This is a genomic window from Streptomyces sp. NPDC003720 (assembly GCF_042875075.1).
In the GTDB taxonomy this organism is placed as follows: Bacteria; Actinomycetota; Actinomycetes; order Streptomycetales; family Streptomycetaceae; genus Streptomyces.
This window is the reverse complement of record NZ_JBIANZ010000018.1, coordinates 17203-34861: the sequence shown is the minus strand read 5'-3', so window position 1 is coordinate 34861 and position 17659 is coordinate 17203. Positions and strand designations below refer to the sequence as shown.

At 72.3% G+C, this 17659-nt stretch carries 15 protein-coding genes; 4 read left to right on the top strand and 11 right to left on the bottom strand.

The genetic code is table 11. From position 1 onward, the window contains the following. Positions 1-33: 33 nt before the first annotated feature. Genes ACFYU0_RS34585 through ACFYU0_RS34570 form a run of 4 tightly spaced genes read left to right on the top strand, consistent with a single transcriptional unit; the run spans position 34 to position 4537 of the window. Entirely contained in the window at positions 34-1197 is a 1164-nt protein-coding gene (locus tag ACFYU0_RS34585) for a ferritin-like protein (protein WP_389306347.1), read from the top strand. A 21-nt stretch (positions 1198-1218) separates the two neighbouring features. Next, complete coding sequence (locus tag ACFYU0_RS34580) at positions 1219-1902, top strand: type 1 glutamine amidotransferase domain-containing protein (protein WP_389306345.1); 684 nt, start codon at positions 1219-1221, stop codon at positions 1900-1902. Beyond that, complete coding sequence (locus ACFYU0_RS34575; RefSeq protein ID WP_389306343.1) at positions 1899-3566, top strand: MFS transporter; 1668 nt, start codon at positions 1899-1901, stop codon at positions 3564-3566. The genes ACFYU0_RS34580 and ACFYU0_RS34575 overlap by 4 nt, the downstream gene beginning before the upstream one ends. Beyond that, entirely contained in the window at positions 3566-4537 is a 972-nt protein-coding gene (locus ACFYU0_RS34570; protein WP_351661357.1) for an aldo/keto reductase, read from the top strand. The genes ACFYU0_RS34575 and ACFYU0_RS34570 overlap by 1 nt, the downstream gene beginning before the upstream one ends. A 21-nt stretch (positions 4538-4558) precedes the next feature. Here the strand turns inward: ACFYU0_RS34570 and ACFYU0_RS34565 are convergent, their stop codons facing one another. The 11 genes from ACFYU0_RS34565 to ACFYU0_RS34515 all read right to left on the bottom strand — a co-directional run bounded on the left by ACFYU0_RS34565 (position 4559) and on the right by ACFYU0_RS34515 (position 17652). Further along, a complete protein-coding gene (locus tag ACFYU0_RS34565; protein WP_389306341.1) occupies positions 4559-5476 on the bottom strand; it encodes an NAD(P)/FAD-dependent oxidoreductase in 918 nt (305 codons plus the stop codon). Positions 5477-5492: 16 nt separating this feature from the next. Then, positions 5493-5933, bottom strand: a complete 441-nt coding sequence (locus tag ACFYU0_RS34560; protein WP_351661361.1) for a CoA-binding protein — start codon at positions 5931-5933, stop codon at positions 5493-5495. Then, positions 5930-8167 (bottom strand): 1,4-alpha-glucan branching protein GlgB, encoded by a 2238-nt coding sequence (glgB, locus tag ACFYU0_RS34555; protein WP_389306338.1) that lies wholly within the window; start codon positions 8165-8167, stop codon positions 5930-5932. The genes ACFYU0_RS34560 and glgB overlap by 4 nt, the downstream gene beginning before the upstream one ends. Further along, a complete protein-coding gene (locus ACFYU0_RS34550) occupies positions 8164-10209 on the bottom strand; it encodes a maltotransferase domain-containing protein (protein ID WP_389306336.1) in 2046 nt (681 codons plus the stop codon). Before ACFYU0_RS34550 ends, glgB begins: the two co-directional genes overlap by 4 nt. 213 nt (positions 10210-10422) lie before the next feature. After that, positions 10423-11217: a MinD/ParA family protein gene (locus ACFYU0_RS34545; RefSeq protein WP_351661366.1), complete on the bottom strand. Its 795-nt coding sequence runs from the start codon at positions 11215-11217 to the stop codon at positions 10423-10425. A 22-nt stretch (positions 11218-11239) separates the two neighbouring features. After that, positions 11240-12475: a SpoIIE family protein phosphatase gene (locus ACFYU0_RS34540; RefSeq protein WP_351661368.1), complete on the bottom strand. Its 1236-nt coding sequence runs from the start codon at positions 12473-12475 to the stop codon at positions 11240-11242. A gap of 6 nt (positions 12476-12481) precedes the next feature. After that, positions 12482-12982 (bottom strand): ATP-binding protein, encoded by a 501-nt coding sequence (locus ACFYU0_RS34535; RefSeq protein ID WP_351661370.1) that lies wholly within the window; start codon positions 12980-12982, stop codon positions 12482-12484. Between the two features lie 14 nt (positions 12983-12996). After that, positions 12997-13308, bottom strand: coding sequence for an STAS domain-containing protein (locus tag ACFYU0_RS34530; RefSeq protein WP_351661372.1), 312 nt, complete (start codon positions 13306-13308; stop codon positions 12997-12999). A gap of 26 nt (positions 13309-13334) precedes the next feature. Continuing rightward, positions 13335-15479: a glycogen debranching protein GlgX gene (glgX, locus tag ACFYU0_RS34525; RefSeq protein ID WP_389306333.1), complete on the bottom strand. Its 2145-nt coding sequence runs from the start codon at positions 15477-15479 to the stop codon at positions 13335-13337. Continuing rightward, positions 15476-15817 carry an STAS domain-containing protein gene (locus ACFYU0_RS34520; RefSeq protein WP_351661376.1) on the bottom strand — a complete coding sequence of 114 codons (342 nt, stop codon included), beginning with the start codon at positions 15815-15817 and terminating at the stop codon, positions 15476-15478. Before ACFYU0_RS34520 ends, glgX begins: the two co-directional genes overlap by 4 nt. Further along, positions 15814-17652: an AGE family epimerase/isomerase gene (locus ACFYU0_RS34515; RefSeq protein ID WP_389306331.1), complete on the bottom strand. Its 1839-nt coding sequence runs from the start codon at positions 17650-17652 to the stop codon at positions 15814-15816. Before ACFYU0_RS34515 ends, ACFYU0_RS34520 begins: the two co-directional genes overlap by 4 nt. Between the last annotated feature and the right edge of the window lie 7 nt (positions 17653-17659).

Sequence of the window (17659 nt, the reverse complement as noted above, 5' to 3'; positions counted from 1 at the left end):
TCACCCTGCTGACACGTTGAAAGGAAGCGAGCCATGACCACCGCCCAGGACGAGACCGTCTCGGCCCCGGTCCGGCGCAACGTCGCCTGGATCCGCTCCGCCCTCCAGACGGCGATCGAACTCGAGCACTCCACCCTGCCCGTCTACACCGCGGCGATGCTCTCGCTCGAGGTGCAGAACTTCACCAGCTACAACACGATCCGCAGCGTGCTGATGGAGGAGATGGTGCACATGTCCATCGCCGCCAACATGCTCGCCGCGATCGGCGGCCGACCCCGGATCAGGGACCTCGACCCGAAGTTCCCCTCGCACGGCCTGCCCGGCGGCGTGGAGCCCGACCTGCACCTCGGTCTGGCCCGGCTCTCCAAGCCGCAGCTGCGCAACTTCATGCGGCTGGAGTCCCCGCTGTTCCTGCTCCCGGAGGAGTACGGCCACGAGGACTTCCCGACGATCGGCAAGCTGTACGCGCAGATCAGGGACGCCATCGTCGCCAACGCCGCCGAACTGCGCGCGGCGGTGCAGGGCGGCGGGGTCGCCAACCAGGTCGGCGACAACATCGGCTTCAAGACCATCGTGCCGACGCCCGGCGTGGACCCGGTGGACCAGCTGCTCGAGGGCATCGACGAGATCCTGCAGCAGGGCGAGGGCGCGGCCAGCGGCACGATCCGCACCGGCGCCGCCTACCAGCACGAGGAGTCCCACTACGGGAAGTTCGCCGAGCTCTGGTACGGCCGCACCTACCGCGAGCCGGAGCCCGCGGTCGAGCTGACCCCGGAGACCGAGGCCGTGCACTTCCAGGGCGCGCGGATCGACTGGCCGTCGGTGATCAACACGCTCGCGGTGCCCGCCGACGGCTACGACAAGCTGCTGGCCGAGGACCCGGACGGCAAGGAGGTCGCCGAGGCGCTGCTCGTCTTCGACCAGGACTACAGCGACATGATGGCCCACCTCGACGCGATGTGGAACGGCGACCCGGACCAGCAGTGGCCGACCTTCGGCGAGGCGGTCCACAACATGATGAAGCTGCGGGTGTTCTCCTCCTTCACCTTCATGCAGCGCCGGATCCCGCCGGAGCTCGTCGACGACCTGCCCCGGCTGTACCCGGCCGAGTTCGGCTTCCTGCACACCTACACCGACCTCGACAAGCCGGTGTTCTACGGCCCCCGCTTCCGCAATCTCAACGCCGCCCAGGCCTGAGCGCCCCGCAGGAGAGTCACCATGTCCCGTACGAAGAGGGTCCTCATCGTCCTCACCAGCCACGCCGAGCTGGGCGGCACCGGCCGCGAGACCGGCTTCTACCTGCCCGAGGTCGCCCACCCCTGGCGGGTGTTCACCGAGGCGGGGCACCGGGTGGACCTCGTCTCCGTGCGCGGCGGCCGGCCCCCGGCCTCCGGGACCGACCTCACCGACCCCGTGCAGAAGGCGTTCCTCGCGGACCCGGAGATGGCCGGGAAGCTCGCCGCCACCCCGCGGCCCGAGGACGTGGACCCCGCCGCGTACGACGCCGTCTTCTTCGCCGGCGGCCACGGCACCATGTGGGACTTCCCCGGCAACCCGGCGCTGTCCGCGCTGGCCCGCGACGTCTACGAGGCGGGCGGCGTGGTCGCGGCGCTCTGCCACGGGCCGGCGGCCCTGGTCGGGGTCCGGCTCTCCGACGGCCGCCCGCTGGTCGACGGCAAGCGGCTGACCGCGTTCAGCAACGCCGAGGAGGCCGCGGTCGGCCTCACCGGCGTCGTCCCGTTCGCCCTGCAGACCGCCCTGGAGGAACTGGGCGCCAAGCACGAGGCGGCGCCCGAGTTCACCGCCCACGCGGTGACCGACGGCCGCCTGGTGACCGGCCAGAACCCGGCCTCCGCCACGGACACCGCCATGGCGACGGTGCTGGCCCTGGCGGCCACGTGACGACGCACCCGGCCGCGGGCGGCGCCGCCGCGGGTGGTCCGGGCGCCCCCGTCGCGGGCGCCCGGACCGCCGCCGTGCCGGCGCCCGCGCCGCCGCGGCCCCCGGCGCCGGACCCTTACGCGACGGGCCGCGCCCGCTGGCTCGTCCTCGCGGTCGGGCTGACCTGCACCTTCCTCGTGGTCGGCGGGGTCTCCATCGCCAACCTCGCCATGCCCTCCCTGCAGCGGACCCTGCACGTCGGCTTCGGCGCCGTGCAGTTCGTCGTCGCCGGGTACGGGCTGGTCTACGCCGTCTTCCTGATCACCGGCGGCCGGCTGGGCGACGTCCTGGGCCGCCGCCGGGTGCTGCTCGCCGGCCTGGTCCTGTTCACCGCCGCCGTACTGGTCAGCGGGCTCGCCCCGGACGCGGCCGTGCTGATCGGCGCCCGGCTGGTGCAGGGCTTCGGCGCCGCGCTGATCTACCCGCAGATCCTGTCGATCATCCAGGACACCTTCGACGGCGCCGAACGCAACTTCGCCCTCGGCCTGTTCGGCGCCACCATCGGCGTCGCCATCGTCGTCGGCCAGCTCGTCGGCGGCGCCCTGATCCAGCTCGACATCGCCGGGCTGGCCTGGCGGCCCGCGTTCCTCGTGCTGGTCCCGCTCGGCACCGCCGCGCTGCTCACCGGCCGCCGGGTCATGGCGCCGGACCGGCCGGCGGGCCGCCCGCACATCGACCTGGCCGGCACCGGTCTGCTCGGCGGCGCCCTGCTGCTGCTCGTCCTGCCCCTGCTGATCGGACCGGGCACGGGCTGGGCCTGGTGGAGCCTGCTGATGTTCGCCGCCGCCGTCCCGGCGTTCACCGTCTTCGTCCGCTACGAGCGGCACCTGGACCGCACCGGCCGCACCCCGCTGCTGCGCCCGTCGCTGTTCCGGCAGCGCGCCTTCGGCACGGGCATGGCCATCGGGGTGCTGTTCTTCATCACCATCGTCGGCCTGGCCGTCTACACCTCGCTGACCTTCCAGGTCGGCCTCGGTCTCGACCCGCTCCAGGCGGGCCTGGCCTTCGCGCCGGTCGGTGTCGCGTTCTTCGCCTCGTCCCTGCTGGTGCCCCGGCTGGTGCCGCGGCTCGGCAGGTCCGTGCTGGTCATCGGGCACGTCCTGCTGCTCGGCGGGCTGGCCGCCGCCTGGGCCGTCGTGCACGCGGCCGGCTCCGGCCTGTCGGCGGGCGAGCTGGCCCTGCCGCTGCTGCTGGTCGGCACCGCCCAGGGGCTGACGATGTCCCCGCTGATCGGGGTCGTCCTGACCGGCATCCGGGCCGACGACAAGGGCTCCGCCTCGGGCGCCCTGACCACCGCCTTCCAGGTCGGCCAGGCCCTCGGCGTGGCCGGGATCGGCACGGTCTTCTCCGTCCTCGGCGCCCGCCCCGGCGTGGCCGGTGCGTCAAGCCGTTACCAAGTCGCCTTTCAATCCGCCCTGTTGGTGATGGCCGCACTTACGCTGGTCTCGTTCGTCCTGGTATTCCGGCTTCCGAACCCGCACGACAGCCGGCCCCACCACCACTTCCTGTGGGTGCGGCACGGCCGCCGCACGGGCCTCGCACACGCCTTGTACCTGCTGACCGGCGGTCACGCGGTGGGCCGCCGGCTCGGCCACTGGTTCCACCACCACGAAGGGAAACACTGATGCGTCAGGTCGCTCTGGGCAGCCAGGGACTGCGGGTATCCGCGCAGGGTCTCGGCTGCATGGGCATGAGCCAGTCGTACGGAGTCGGCAACGACGAGGAGTCGATCAGGACCATCCACCGGGCCCTCGATCTGGGCGTGACCCTGATCGACACGGCCAACGTGTACGGGGCGACCGGCCTGTACGGCATCGGCGCCAACGAGAAGCTGGTCGGCTACGCGCTGCGGGAGCGCCGGGACGAGGTCACCCTCGCCACCAAGTGCGGCATCGCCGACGTGCGGCCCGGCGCCGGCATGGAGCTGCGCGCCGACCCCGACTACATCCGGCGGTGCTGTGACGAGTCGCTCCAGCGGCTCGGCGTGGACCACATCGACCTGTACTACCTGCACCGGATCGACCCGAAGACCCCCGTCGAGGACTCCATCGGCGCCTTCGCCGACCTGGTGAAGGCGGGCAAGGTCCGCTACATCGGGGTCTCCGAGGTGTCCGCGGACGAACTCGAGCGCGCCCACGCCGTGCACCCGGTGACGGCCCTGCAGAGCGAGTACTCGCTGTGGAGCCGCGAGATCGAGGCGGAGGTGCTGCCCGCGGCCCGCCGGCTGGGCATCGGCGTGGTCCCGTTCTCGCCGCTCGGCCGGGGCTTCCTGACCGGCGCGGTCACCAGCCGGGACACCATGGCCGCGAACGACATGCGCCGCAACCTGCCGCGCTTCTCGCAGGACAACCTCGACGCCAACCAGAAGGTCGTCGACGTCATCCGGGACATCGCCGCCGGCCACGAGGTGCTGCCCGGCCAGGTCGCGCTGGCCTGGGTGCACGCACAGGGCCCCGAGGACATCGTGCCGATCCCGGGCACCAAGCGGACGAGCTACCTGGAGCAGAACACGGCCGCCGCCGATCTCACCCTGACCGACGACGACCTGTCCCGGCTGGCCGAGGCGGCCGCCCGCATCCAGGGCGCCCGCCGCTGACCCGCTCTCCCCCCCCCCGCCTCAGTCCGCCTTCAGCTCCGGCGGATGCAGGAAGTAGTTGGCGGCCGACGCCGCCTGCGCCCCCTCGTGGACGGCCGACGTCACCTGGTGGGAGTGCAGCGCGGTGAGGTCGCCGGCCGCGTAGACGCCCGGCACGCTCGTCTTCTGCTCGGAGTCCACCTCGACGTAACCGGTGGGCGCGAGCCGGACGCCGAGCTGCCGGGCGAGCGTGGTCTCGGGGGTGGCGCCCTGAATGGAGAACAGCGCGTCCAGTTCCAGCCGGCGGCCCCCGCGGGTCACCACGGCGGTGAGCAGTCCGCCGGCGCCCTCCACCTCCCCGATCCGGTCGTGCACCACGGGGATGCCGGCGCCCTCCAGACGGCGGCGGAACTTCGGGCTGATCTCGTCGCTCGCGCTGTTCGTCAGCAGCCGCACCCGGTCGGTGAGGCTGTGCAGCTGCATCGCCTCGCCCGCGGCCGCGTCGGTGTGCCCGGCGACCAGGATGCTGCGCCCCCGGTTCTCGTAGCCGTCGCAGGTGATGCACCAGAACATCGACCGGCCCACGTACGACTCCCAGCCCGTGAAGTGCGGGAAGTGGTCGAGGACGCCGGTGGCCAGCACCAGCGTCCGGGCCCGCCAGGAGTGCCCCTGGGAGCGGACCGTGAAGCCGCGCTCCGCGTCGCCCTCGGCATGGGTGATCAGGTGGTGCGCGATCCTGGCGTTGGCGTACCGGCCGAGCTGCTCCCGGCCGAGCTTGCGCAGGTCGACGGTCGGGATGCCGCCCGGGAACCCCAGGTAGTTGTGGTTGGTCTGGTGGTGCGTGGAACGCCCGTGGCCCGTGTCGAAGACCAGGACCTCGCGGTTGTAGCGGGCCAGGTAGAGCGCGGCGGACAGCCCGGCGGGGCCGCCCCCGACGACGACGGCGTCGGCATCCTGCATGGTCCTCTCCCCCTTCTCAGGTCGTGCGGCTGAGTTCCCCGGCCAGCTCCAGCTCCGCGTGGACCGCGCCGAGGCAGCGGTTCATGACCACGCGCAGTCCCCCCGCCACGGCGATGTCCCGCGCCTCGTCGGAGACGATGCCGAGCTGCAGCCACAGCGTCCGCGCCCCGATGGCGACGGCCTCCCGGGCCACGTCGGGGGTCTCGGGCGCCGGCCGGAAGACGTCGACCACGTCGACCGGTTCCCCGATCTCGAGCAGCGAGGCGAAGGCGGGCCGGCCCAGCACCTCGCGGTGGTAGGGGTTCACCGGGATCACCCGGAAGCCCTTGCGCTGGAGGTAGGCCGGGATCTCGTGCGCGGACTTGCCCTCCTCCGCCGAGGCGCCCACCACCGCGATGGTGCGCGCCCCGCCCAGGATCCTGAGGTACTCGTCCCACAGGTACTCGCCCACGGTCATGTCCCCTCGTCGTGTCGTTCGCCGCCCGCGGCCCGGTGCCGGGGGCGCAGCCAGATGACGCCGAGGGGCGGCAGGGTGACCTCGACGCTCCACTCCTGGCCCTGCCAGGGCACCGGACGGGCCTGCGTGGGCTCGGAGTTGAGCACGCCCGAACCGCCGTAGCGGGCCGCGTCGGTGTTGAGCACCTCGGTCCACTCGCCGCCGCCCGGCACCCCGATCCGGTAGCCGTCGCGCACGCTCGGCCCGAAGTGGTGCACGCACACCAGCGGGTCGCCGTCGCCGTCGTACCGGACGAAGGAGTACACGTTGTCCTCGGCCGCGTCCGCGTCCAGCCAGGCGAAGCCGCGGGGGTCGGCGTCCAGGTCCCACAGGGCGGGCAGCCGCAGATACAGGGCGTTGAGGTCGCGCACCAGGTCCCGCACGCCCGCGTGCGCGGCGTCGGCCGTGGCCGCCCAGTCGGTCCCGGTGTCGTGCGACCACTCGCTCTCCTGCGCGAACTCCTGTCCCATGAACAGCAGTTGCTTGCCAGGGAAGCCCCACATGAAGGCGAGGTAGGCCCGCGCGTCCGCGAACCTGCGCCAGCGGTCGCCGGGCATCCGGCCGAGCAGCGAGCCCTTGCCGTGCACCACTTCGTCGTGGCTGACCGGCAGCAGGTGGTTCTCGGCGTACGCGTACACCATGGGGAACGTCAGCGCGTGGTGGTGGTGCTGCCGGTGCACCGGGTCCCGGCCCATGTAGCCGAGGGAGTCGTGCATCCAGCCCATGTTCCACTTGAACCCGAAGCCGAGCCCGCCGTGGTCGGTGCGCCGGGTCACCCCGTCCCAGGCCGTGGACTCCTCGGCGACGGTGACCACGCCGGGGCAGCTCCGGTACACGGCGGCGTTCATCTCCTGCAGGAACTCCACCGCCTCCAGGTGCTCCCGGCCGCCGTAGGCGTTGGGCAGCCAGCCGCCCTCGGGGCGGGAGTAGTCGAGGTAGAGCATCGAGGCGACGGCGTCCACCCGCAGCCCGTCGACGTGGAACTCGGAGCACCAGTACAGGGCGTTGGCGACCAGGAAGTTGCGGACCTGATCACGGCCGTAGTCGAAGACGAGGGTGCCCCAGTCGGGGTGCTCGCCGCGCCGCGGATCGGGGTGCTCGTACAGGGTCGTGCCGTCGAAGCGGGCCAGCGCCCAGTCGTCCTTGGGGAAGTGCGCCGGCACCCAGTCGAGGATGACGCCGATGCCCGCCCGGTGCAGGGCGTCCACCAGGTACCGGAAGTCGTCGGGGGTGCCGAGCGCGGCCATCGGCGCGTAGTACGAGGTGACCTGGTACCCCCAGGAGCCGCGGAACGGGTGCTCGGCGACGGGCAGGAGCTCCACATGGGTGAAGCCCAGCGCCTTCACGTAGCCGGGCAGTTCATCGGCCAGCTCGCGGTAGCCGAGGCCCGGCCGCCAGGAGCCCAGGTGCAGTTCGTACACGCTCATCGGCGCCCGCTCGGCGCGCCGGCTGCCGCGCCGCGCCATCCACTCGGCGTCCGTCCACCGGTGGCGGGAGGTGAAGACGGCGGAGGCGGTGCCGGGCGCGGCCTCGGCCGAGCGGGCCAGCGGATCGGCCTTCTGCCGCCAGGTGCCGTCGGGCCCCAGGATCTCGAACTTGTACCGGCAGCCGTCGCCCACACCCGGCACGAACAGCTCCCACACGCCCGAGGCGCCCAGGGAGCGCATCGGGTGCCCGGCGCCGGCCCAGTGGTTGAAGTCCCCGACCACGCGCACGGCGCGGGCGTTCGGCGCCCACACCGCGAACGCGGTGCCGGTGACCGACCGGTGCTCGCACACCCGGGCGCCCAGCACCGTCCACAGCCGCTCGTGCCGGCCCTCGGCGATCAGGTACAGGTCCAGCTCCCCCGGCACCGGCGGGAAGCGGTACGGGTCGTCGGTCTCGCACTCGCAGTCGGCGTACCGCACCCGCAGCCGGTAGTCGGGCACGTCGTCCGGGCCGCCGGGCAGCAGGCCGGAGAAGACGCCGCCGCCCTCGTGGCGCAGCTCGGCCAGCACGTTCCCGGCCGGGCCGACGGCCGACACCGCCTCGGCGAGCGGCTTGAGCACGCGCAGGGTCACGCCCCCGGGTCCCGGGTGCGGGCCGAGCAGGGCGTGCGGGTCGGCCGTCTCCGACGTGGTCAGGCGCTTGAGGTCGGTGGCCGTCGGCCGGGCCGGGGCCGGGCGGACGGGGTGGGGGGAGACCGGCGGGTTCACGAGAGGTGCGTCCTGTCCGTGATGATGTGGGCGACCTGGTCGCGGGGGTCGAGGCGTACGTAGTTGTCGCGGCCCCAGCGGTACGTCTCGCCGGTCAGCGCGTCGTGCGCCTCGAAGGTGTCGGCGCGGTCCAGGCCGAGGGCGGGGAGGTCGAGGTGGACGGTGGCCTCCCGCACGGTGTGCGGGTCGAGGTTGAGGACCACCAGCACCCAGTCGTCGCCGGCCCGCTTGGAGAAGCAGACGACGGCGTCGTTGTCGGCGCGGTGGAAGCGCAGGTTGCGCAGCCGGCGTAGCGCGGGGTGCTCCCGGCGCAGCCGGTTGAGGGTGGTGACCAGCGGGGCCAGGGTGTCGCCTGAGGCGTCTGCGGCCTTCCAGTCCCGGGGTCGGAACTGGTACTTCTCCGAGTCCAGGTACTCCTCGCCGCCCGGTCCGGCGGGCACGTTCTCGTACAGCTCGTAGCCCGCGTACATCCCCCAGGCCGGGGCCGCCGTCGCGGCGAGCACGGCCCGCACGGCGAAGGCCGCGCGGCCGCCGTACTGCAGGAAGGCGTTGAGGATGTCGGGGGTGTTCACGAAGAGGTTCGGGCGCAGGTAGGCCGCGCTCTCCTCGCCGCCCAGACCGGCCAGTTCGGAGAGGTAGGACTCGACCTCCTCCTTGGAGTTGCGCCAGGTGAAGTAGGTGTACGACTGGTGGAAGCCGATCCGGGCCAGGCCGTGCATCATCGCGGGCCGGGTGAACGCCTCGGCGAGGAACAGCACGTCGGGATCGGTGGTGTGCACCTCCTCGATGAGCCGCTCCCAGAACCGGACCGGCTTGGTGTGCGGGTTGTCCACGCGGAAGATGCGCACGCCGTGCGCCATCCAGTGGCGCAGCACCCGCAGGCACTCCGCGTACAGCCCCTCGGGATCGGCGTCGAAGTCGAGCGGGTAGATGTCCTGGTACTTCTTCGGCGGGTTCTCGGCGTAGGCGATCGACCCGTCGAGCCGGTGCCGGAACCACTCGGGGTGCGCGGTGACCCAGGGGTGGTCGGGCGAGCACTGCAGCGCGAAGTCCAGCGCCACCTCCAGGCCCAGCTCACCGGCCCGCGCGACGAAGTGGTCGAAGTCGTCGAGGGTGCCGAGGTCGGGGTGGACGGCGTCGTGGCCGCCGGCCGGGGAGCCGATCGCCCACGGTGACCCGGGGTCGTGCGGACCGGCGGCCAGGGTGTTGCCGCGGCCCTTGCGGTGGGTGGTGCCGATCGGGTGGACCGGCGGCAGGTACACCACGTCGAAGCCCATCGCGGCGACCGCCTCGAGCCGCTCCGCCGCGGTGCGCAGGGTGCCCGAGCGCGGCGGTTCCAGCACGCCCTCGGCGTTCACGGTCTCCGCGACGGCGCCCTCGGAGCGCGGGAACAGCTCGTACCAGGCCCCGTACAGCGCCCGCTCCCGGTCGACGCGCAGCGGGAGCTCCTCGGAGCGGGTCACCAGCTCGCGCAGCGGGCGGGCGGCCAGTACCTCGGTGACCTCGGCGCCGAGTGCGGCGGCCAGCCGCTCGTCGGGGCCGAGGGCGCCGTCCGCGAGCCGGGCCCGGGCCGCCGTCAGCACCTCGCGGGCCCGCCCCTCGTCGGACGGCAGGGCGTCCAGCGCCCGGTCGAGGAGCCGCGCGCCCTCAGCGAGGACCAGCTCCACGTCGATCCGGGCCGGGATCTTGATCCGGGCGGTGTGCCGCCAGGTCGCCACGGGATCGCTCCAGGCCTCCACCCGGTACGTCCACTCGCCCTCCCGGCCGGCCGCGACCTGCGCGGCGTACCGGTCGGTGCCCGGCGCGACCAGCCGCATCGGCGTCCAGGGGCCCGGCACGCCGTCCGGGCCGGTCAGGACGACGTTGGCGGCGACCGCGTCGTGCCCCTCCCGGAAGACCGTGGCGGACACCTCGAACAGCTCGCCCGGCACGGCACGGGCGGGACGGCGGCCCGCGTCCACCTGGGGGCGGACGTCCCGCACGGGTATCCGGCCGACGGTGGGCGCCGGGCGACGGACGTCGGGCTTGCCTCGCATGGTCATGCCTCCTGGCACCTGGGTGCGGTCGTGAACCCGGCTGTGGCGGGCGCCGGGGGTGTCGGGGTCTCGGGGTCCCGGCTGGGGCGGGCGTCGGGGATCTCGGGCCCGGCCGTGGTCGGCGTCGGGGTCCGAGCCCCGGACATGGCGGGCGCCGAAGTCGGGGCCCGGGCGTGCCGGGTCCCCCAGTCGGGGTCCGGACGTGGGGGGCCGTCGGGGTCAGGGGAGGGAAGGGGGGTGTGGCGGGGGGCGGCGCAGGGCCGTGGTGCCGTTGCTGACGTCGGTGATGATGCGGCGGTAGCCCGCCACCAGCGGATGGTGCGGATAGGCCGTGCTGAACAGCCGCTCCCCGGCCAGCGCCGCCATCTCCGGGGCGTACGGCAGGGACACGGTGACCGGGGCGCCGAAGGCGTCCGCCACCCTCGCGCGCAGCGGCTCGTGGGGCGTGCCGGACGGCACCAGGTTCACCGCGACGCTCAGCCGTCCGCAGCCGAGGCGCTCGGCGAGCGACTTGGTCTCGGCGGCGCCCGCCATGTCCAGCCGGTCCGCCCGGGTGACCACCACCAGGGCGTCCGAGCTGGCCATCGAGGTGACCGTCTCGTTGTTGAACCCGGCGTGGGTGTCGAGGAGCAGCACGTCGAGGGCGAGCGAGTCGATCAGCCGGTCGAAGCCCTCCCGGAGCAGGCCCACGTCGTAGCCGCGGCCCAGGATCTCGTTGATGACGCCGGCCCGGCTGCGGGCCGGCACCACGAAGAACCCGTCGTGCCCGGCGTCCGCCTCGGCCGGATAGGCGGCCTCCTCGATCTCGCAGCGCCCGATCAGGTAGTCGCTCAGGGAACGCCGGACGGTACCGAGCGCGTCCCCGAACATGACGTCCAGCGCCGGGGTCTGGATGTCGGTGTCGACCAGCGCGACCCGGTGGCCCGAGGAGGCCAGGAGCACCGCCAGGTTGGCGGCCGTGCTCGACTTCCCCGTACCGCCCCGGTACGAGTGCACGGTGATGATCTGGGACATGGTCTCCACCCGGGGTCCTGCGTCAGGAGGCGCGCCGGTGCACGGCCATCATGGTGATGTCGTCCGACTGCTCGGCGGGTCCGACGAACTCGTTCAGCACCCCGTCCATGTGGTCGAGGAGTTCCTCGCCGCGCACCGCCGCCCCGGTGAGCTGGCTGAGCATCAGCTCGTTGCCGAAGAACCGGCCTGAACCGGACCGCGCCTCGGTCACCCCGTCGGTGTAGATGAAGAGCGTGTCGCCGGGGCTGATCTGCGCGTATCCCAGCGAGAAGGTGACGTCGGGGATGACGCCGACCGCCGGTCCGGTGGGTTCCAGCAGCACCGGTTCGGCGCCGTCGGCGCTCACCAGCACCGGCGGGTTGTGGCCGCCGTTGATGTAGACGAGGTTGCCGGTCAGCGGGTCCAGGACGCCGAAGAACAGGGTGGCGAAGTAGCCCTGCCGGATGTGGTTGCGGGTCAGGTAGTTGTTGGTGCCCACCACCGCGTTCAGCAGCGGCGTCGCCCCCACGACCGGGATCGCGCGGGTCTGCTCCTCCCAGACGGTGGACTCGTTCAGCACGTCGGCCGCGATCAGGCTCTGCAGCCCGCTCTGCTCGGCGGTGTGCCGCAGCAGGCTGCGGATCAGCGCCATGAACAGGGCGGCGCCCACGCCCTTGTCGCAGACGTCCGCCACCACCAGCGCCAGCCGGCGCCGGTTGACCAGTTCGAAGACGTCGTAGAAGTCCCCGGCGACGGTCCGGGCCGGCCGGAAGCGGACGTCGATCTCCCAGTCGTCGGGACTGGGCAGGGTGTCCGGCAGGAAGCCGAGCTGTATCTCCCGGCCGATCTCCAGCTCCCTCTCGTAGCTGAGCAGTTCGGCGTGCGCGGCCACGTCCTGCAGGGTGCGGCTGAACTCGGTGCGCTCGTGGCAGTCGCGCAGCCGGGCGCGGACCAGTTCGGGGTGGAACGGCGGCACCAGGTAGTCGGCGCCCGCCTGGACGTGCCCGCCGAGCAGATGCAGGTCGTGGTCGGCGTACGCCACCACGGTGGGCTGCCGCCCCTCGTCGTCCAGCCGCCGTACGACCGCCTTCACCGTGGCCGGGGCGAGCCGGGCGGACACGAGCAGTACGTCGGTCTCCCCCAGCTCGCCCGGCGCCTGTGCGAGGGTCTCGCCGGGCGTGCGCCGGCTGACCTCGAACCGCAGCTCGCGCAGCGTCGCCAGCAGCTCGTCCGGGGCGCGGCGGTGTTCGTCAAGGAGCAGCACCTTCGTGTGTGACATCTCGTCTCATCCGTCGTGGTGGCCGCGGCGGATCGTCAGCGTGCTGACGTTCCGCCCCGCCACCAGCTCGTAGTCGAAGCCGTCCACCGCCGTGAGCGCCAGGAAGACGCCGAGCCCGCCGACGGCGCGCCGGGCCAGCGGCATCTCCAGGTCGGGCGACTTCATCCCGCCGCGCGGGTCGAAGGCCGGGGCGTCGTCGACGAAGCGCACCCACACCCGGTCGGGGGCGATCCCGCCGTCCACGCAGATGTCGCCGCTCGCCCCGCGGTAGCCGTGCATCACGATGTTGGTGGCCAGCTCGTCGGCCGCCAGCCGCAGCCGGTAGGTCTCGCTGCTGCTCAGCCGTCCCGACCGTCCTAGCTCCAGGACGAACCCGGCGACCAGGTCCAGGGATTCGAGGTCGGCCGGGACGCGCAGCCGCGTCGCGGTCCGGGCGGCGAGCGGCAGGTCGCACCACTCCTGCTCGGCGGTGTGCTCGGCCGGCGCGGCCCCCGAGTCGATCGCCATCTCCGTGGCCCCTCTCAGGCGTCGATCAGCTCGATGCTGTGGTCGAAGCCGGCCAGCCGGATGGTGCGGCTCACCGGCTCCGTCGCCCCGATCACCGCGATGCGCACCTCGTCGCCCATCTTCTGGCGGGCGAAGACCAGGGAGCGCAGGCCGGCGCTGGCCAGGAAGTCGAGATGCCGGGCGTCTATCTCCAGCCGCACCGCGCCCTGCTCGGCCGCCCGGTCGATCAGGTCGTGGAAGCGGGGCGCGGTGGACGCGTCCAGCTCTCCCTTGATCTCGATCGTCGCGATGCCCTCGGACACGCTCAGGATTCCGTCGAACGACATGAACAGCTCTCCTTCTGTGAGGGGGTTCAGCCGGTGCGCCGGTCCCGGCCGACGAGGATCACCAGCGCGTGCGGGCCGAGGTGGTAGCGGCCCGGGTGGTGCAGCTCGGGCTCGGCGCCGAGCGGGCCGGGGCGGTGCGGGGCGCCCAGCCCGGTGTCGGCGAACAGGTGCCAGGCCTGCCCCTCGGGCAGTCCGGGCAGCTCCAGGTCGTGCGACTCCCAGTGGGCGTTGACGGCCACGTACACGTGGTCGTCGCGCACGGTGCCACCCCGGGCGTGACGCCCGCAGCGCATCCAGGCGAGGACCCTGCTGTGCGCCGACCAGTCCGGGTCCCAGGCCCGCACCCCGTGCCAGCCGAGGTCCGGGTAACCGCTGCCGACCCGGTCGGAGCCGGTCGGGTGGTCGGCGGCGCGCAGCACCGGGTGGGCGTGCCGGAAGGCGATCAGGGCCCGGGTGAACTCCAGCAGCTCCGCGTTCGCCTCGACGAGCCCCCAGTCGAACCAGGACAGCGCGTTGTCCTGGCAGTAGCCGTTGTTGTTGCCGCGCTGGGTGCGCCCGACCTCGTCCCCGGCCAGCAGCATCGGCACGCCCTGGCTGGTCAGGAGGATGCCCAGCATGTTCTTCATCTGGCGCGTCCTGAGGCCGCGGACGTGCGCCGAGTCGCTGGGGCCCTCCTCCCCGCAGTTCCAGCTGTGGTTGTCGTTCGCCCCGTCGCGGTTGTCCTCGCCGTTGGCCTCGTTGTGCTTGTCGTTGTACGAGACCAGGTCGTGCAGGGTGAACCCGTCGTGCGCGGTGACGAAGTTGACCGACGCCGAGGCGGTGCGGCCCCGGTACAGGTCGGGAGAGCCGGCCATGCGGGTGGCCAGCTCGCCGACCAGTCCGGGCTCGCCCTTGACGAACCGGCGCACGGTGTCGCGGTACTTGCCGTTCCACTCCGACCAGCGGCCGTAGTTGGGGAAGGCGCCCACCTGGTAGAGCCCGGCCGCGTCCCAGGCCTCGGCGATCAGCTTGGTGTGCCGGAGGATCGGGTCGTGGGCGAGTTGCTCCAGCAGCGGCGGGTTGGGCAGCGGGGTGCCGTCGGGCGCCCGGTCGAGGATCGCGGCGAGGTCGAAGCGGAAGCCGTCGATGTGGTACTCGGAGACCCAGTAGCGCAGGCAGGACAGCACGAAGTCGCGGACCACGGGGTGGTTGCAGTTGACGGTGTTGCCGGTGCCGCTGAAGTTGTAGTACTCGCCCTGGGGCGTGAGCATGTAGTACGTCGCGTTGTCCAGGCCGCGGAACGAGATGGTCGGGCCCTGCTCGTTGCCCTCCGCGGTGTGGTTGAAGACCACGTCGAGCATGACCTCGATGCCGGCCCGGTGCAGTTCCCGGACGAGGGTCTTGAACTCGTCTGCCTGCATCCCGAACCGTCCCGTGGCCGCGTAGCCGGCCTTGGGGGCGAAGAACGAGACGGTGTTGTAGCCCCAGTAGTTGTGGAGCCGGCCGCCGGTCGCCGGGTCGGTGCGCGGGTTGTCCAGCTCGTCGAACTCGAAGACCGGCAGCAGCTCCACGCAGTTCACGCCGAGCTCCGCCAGGTACGGGATCTTCTCCCGCAGGCCGGCGTAGGTGCCCGGGGCGCTCACCCGGGACGAGGGGTGCCGGGTGAAGCCCCGGACGTGGGTCTCGTAGATGACCAGGTCCTCGGTGGGGATGCCCAGCGGGGTGTCGTCGCCCCAGTCGAAGTCGTCGTCGAGCACCTTCGCCCGGTACGGGTAGACGTCGTCCCAGTCCGGTTCCCGGCCCCACACGTCCCGGCCCGAGATCAGCCGGGCGTAGGGGTCGCTGAGCACCTTGCCCGCGTCGAACCGGTCGCCGGCCCCCGGGTCGAAGGGGCCGTCGGCGCGGAAGCCGTACTCCAGGTTCTCCGCGTCCAGGTCGAAGACCGTCATCGCGTACACGCTGCCGATGCGGAACTCCGGTGGGAACTCCAGTTCGGCCATGGGGCGCCGGGCGCCCCGCTCGAAGAGGACCAGCCGCATCGCGGTCGCCCGGTCGGAGTAGACCGAGAAGTTGATCCCCCCGGGCACCGGATGGGCGCCGTACGGGAAGGGCCGTCCGGCCCGGACCCGGTGGCCGCCGATCCGGCGGGTGGGGAACGCGTCGACGCGCTCACGTACGTCCGGGGTGGTCATCGGCCCGTGTGTTCCCGTGCCGCGTCCAGGTCTTCCTCGATCTCGAAGAAGTCCAGGAACCCGGTGGCGGACATCACGAACCGGACCTCCTCCGACAGGCCGACCAGCGTCACCCGGGTCTCGAGCTGCTGCGCCCTGCGGTGCACGATCAGCAGGGTGCGCAGCCCGGCGCTGGAGACGTACGAGACGCCGCCGAGGTCGATCAGCAGCCGGCTGCCCTGTCCGACGAACGGCAGGAGCTGGGCCTGGAGCCCGCCGGACGTGGTCGAGTTGATCTCTCCTTCGAGGACGACGACCGCGGTGTCGCCCTCGGTGCGGGAGCTGAGCTTGACGGTCATCCCGCCACCTCCGTCCGGGCCACGGGGGCCAGCCGAACCTTCACCTTGACCCGGCCCGACGTCTCGGGGAGCTGCACCAGCAGGCCCTCGGCGTCGAAGCCGGTGTGCGGCTCACCGTCGATCTCCACGGACTCGATGCGCACCGAGCCCCGCGGCAGCAGGTCGGGAGCCACCCGCAGCACCCGGCCCTCGATCAGCGCCGGGTCGGGCTTGAACCAGAAGTCCATCGCGCTGCCGCCGAGCAGCAGGTTGTTGTAGACGGCCGCCAGATAGCACAGCTCCGCCGAGTGGTACATCGACATCGAGTGGCTGCCCTTCAGCCGCTCGACCCCGAGCAGGTACGGCAGCCCGCTGGCCAGCGTGTTGAAGTAGACGGCGCCTTCGTCGTGGTCGAGGAAGAAGGCGTTGTAGAAGGCCTGCGCGTCGCGGGCCTCGCCCTGGAAGTCGGCGCGGCCGGTGACTCCGCACAGGATGAGGTAGGCGAGGATCGCCTGCTCCTGCTGCCACCACGCCTTGCGGTCGTGCCAGGTGAACCGGTGCCGGTCCTCGCCGTCCCGCCGCACCCGCTCCACCACGTCGTACCAGCCGCCGCGCTGCCGGTCCGCGCCCCACTCGGGCATGGTCTCGCCGAGGGAGGTGGCCAGTTCCAGGTAGGCGTCCTTGGGGCGCAGCGAGTGCATCCGCAGCAGGTTCCAGGCGATCTTCAGGTTGTGGCCGACGACCGCCCGGTCCTGCTGCCAGCCGTGCGTGGTGTCGTGCGACCAGTCCTTGTGGAACCGCTCCTGGACGAAGGGGCTGTGCCCCGGGTCGGGGAAGCGGCTGACGACGGTGTCGAAGGTGTACTCCAGCATGTCGGCGTAGGTCTTCTCGCCGGTGGCCAGGTACAGGTTGATCAGGTAGGCCGGCGCGTGGTCGCCGACGGAGTTCCAGTTCTTGCGCGCCCGGTTGGGGCCGAGCGACTCGTGCTCGGCGCTGAGCAGGATCGGGTCGATGTGGGAGAAGTACCCGCCGTGCTCCGGGTCCAGGTAGAACCGGTCGAAGAGCCGGATGGTGGCGTCCGCGTCCGCCTTGATGCGGGGGTCGCCGGTGATCCGGTACGTCTGGACGGGGCCGGCCAGCGCGTAGATCTGCTCGTAGGCGGGCAACGCGTCGTAGTCGTCGGAGAACTCCGAGGTGAAGAGCTTGGTCTCGACGTCGCCGTCGACCTTCAGGCCGTGGTACCAGTACACGACGTTCTCGTCGGCGTCCACGAACCGCATGTGCTCGCGCAGGTACTCGGTGCCCCGCTCGGCGACCTCCAGGTACTCGTCGTCGCCGGTGAGCAGGAACGCGGAGGCCATGCCGTACACCAGCCGGGAGATGGTGTCGGTCTCCTGGACGTGGCTCGCGGTCTTGTCGCCGCTGAGCCGGATCTCGGTGCGGTAGCGGGTGAAGTCCACCGGCCCGTCGCCGAACTGGGCCTTGCGGTAGAAGGCGGCGATCTCGCGTATCTGCCGGATCCACCAGCCGGCCTCCTCGAACCGGTGGTCGTCCGGCTGCCGCCCGGTGAAGATCAGCCGCTTCGCCTCGAACCGCGGCCCGCCGGCCCCCGGGTAGAAGATCCCGTACGCCAGGACGTACCGGCCCTCCTCGATCAGCGAGTCGATGTGCCCGGTCGCGTCCTGGTACGGCTCCCCGAGGTTGTGCAGCAGCTCGGCGGACGGCCCGCCGTTCAGGGAGACCTCGAAGGGACGGCCGTCGGCGGTGACGAGGGTGAAGACGCGTGCCTCGCGATCGAATCCGGCCACCCGGCCCGCGACGGTGTCGGAGAACGTGAAGTTGACGGTGTCGGACATGGTCACA

Excerpts from the sequence above, each read along its gene's own strand:
- ACFYU0_RS34585 (WP_389306347.1), top strand. The coding sequence starts at position 34 with ATGACCACCGCCCAGGACGAGACCGTCTCGGCCCCGGTCCGGCGCAAC.
- ACFYU0_RS34580 (WP_389306345.1), top strand. The coding sequence starts at position 1,219 with ATGTCCCGTACGAAGAGGGTCCTCATCGTCCTCACCAGCCACGCCGAG.
- ACFYU0_RS34570 (WP_351661357.1), top strand. The coding sequence starts at position 3,566 with ATGCGTCAGGTCGCTCTGGGCAGCCAGGGACTGCGGGTATCCGCGCAG.
- ACFYU0_RS34565 (WP_389306341.1), bottom strand. The coding sequence starts at position 5,476 with ATGCAGGATGCCGACGCCGTCGTCGTCGGGGGCGGCCCCGCCGGGCTG.
- ACFYU0_RS34560 (WP_351661361.1), bottom strand. The coding sequence starts at position 5,933 with ATGACCGTGGGCGAGTACCTGTGGGACGAGTACCTCAGGATCCTGGGC.
- ACFYU0_RS34550 (WP_389306336.1), bottom strand. The coding sequence starts at position 10,209 with ATGACCATGCGAGGCAAGCCCGACGTCCGTCGCCCGGCGCCCACCGTC.
- ACFYU0_RS34545 (WP_351661366.1), bottom strand. The coding sequence starts at position 11,217 with ATGTCCCAGATCATCACCGTGCACTCGTACCGGGGCGGTACGGGGAAG.
- ACFYU0_RS34540 (WP_351661368.1), bottom strand. The coding sequence starts at position 12,475 with ATGTCACACACGAAGGTGCTGCTCCTTGACGAACACCGCCGCGCCCCG.
- ACFYU0_RS34535 (WP_351661370.1), bottom strand. The coding sequence starts at position 12,982 with ATGGCGATCGACTCGGGGGCCGCGCCGGCCGAGCACACCGCCGAGCAG.
- ACFYU0_RS34530 (WP_351661372.1), bottom strand. The coding sequence starts at position 13,308 with ATGTCGTTCGACGGAATCCTGAGCGTGTCCGAGGGCATCGCGACGATC.
- glgX (WP_389306333.1), bottom strand. The coding sequence starts at position 15,479 with ATGACCACCCCGGACGTACGTGAGCGCGTCGACGCGTTCCCCACCCGC.
- ACFYU0_RS34520 (WP_351661376.1), bottom strand. The coding sequence starts at position 15,817 with ATGACCGTCAAGCTCAGCTCCCGCACCGAGGGCGACACCGCGGTCGTC.
- ACFYU0_RS34515 (WP_389306331.1), bottom strand. The coding sequence starts at position 17,652 with ATGTCCGACACCGTCAACTTCACGTTCTCCGACACCGTCGCGGGCCGG.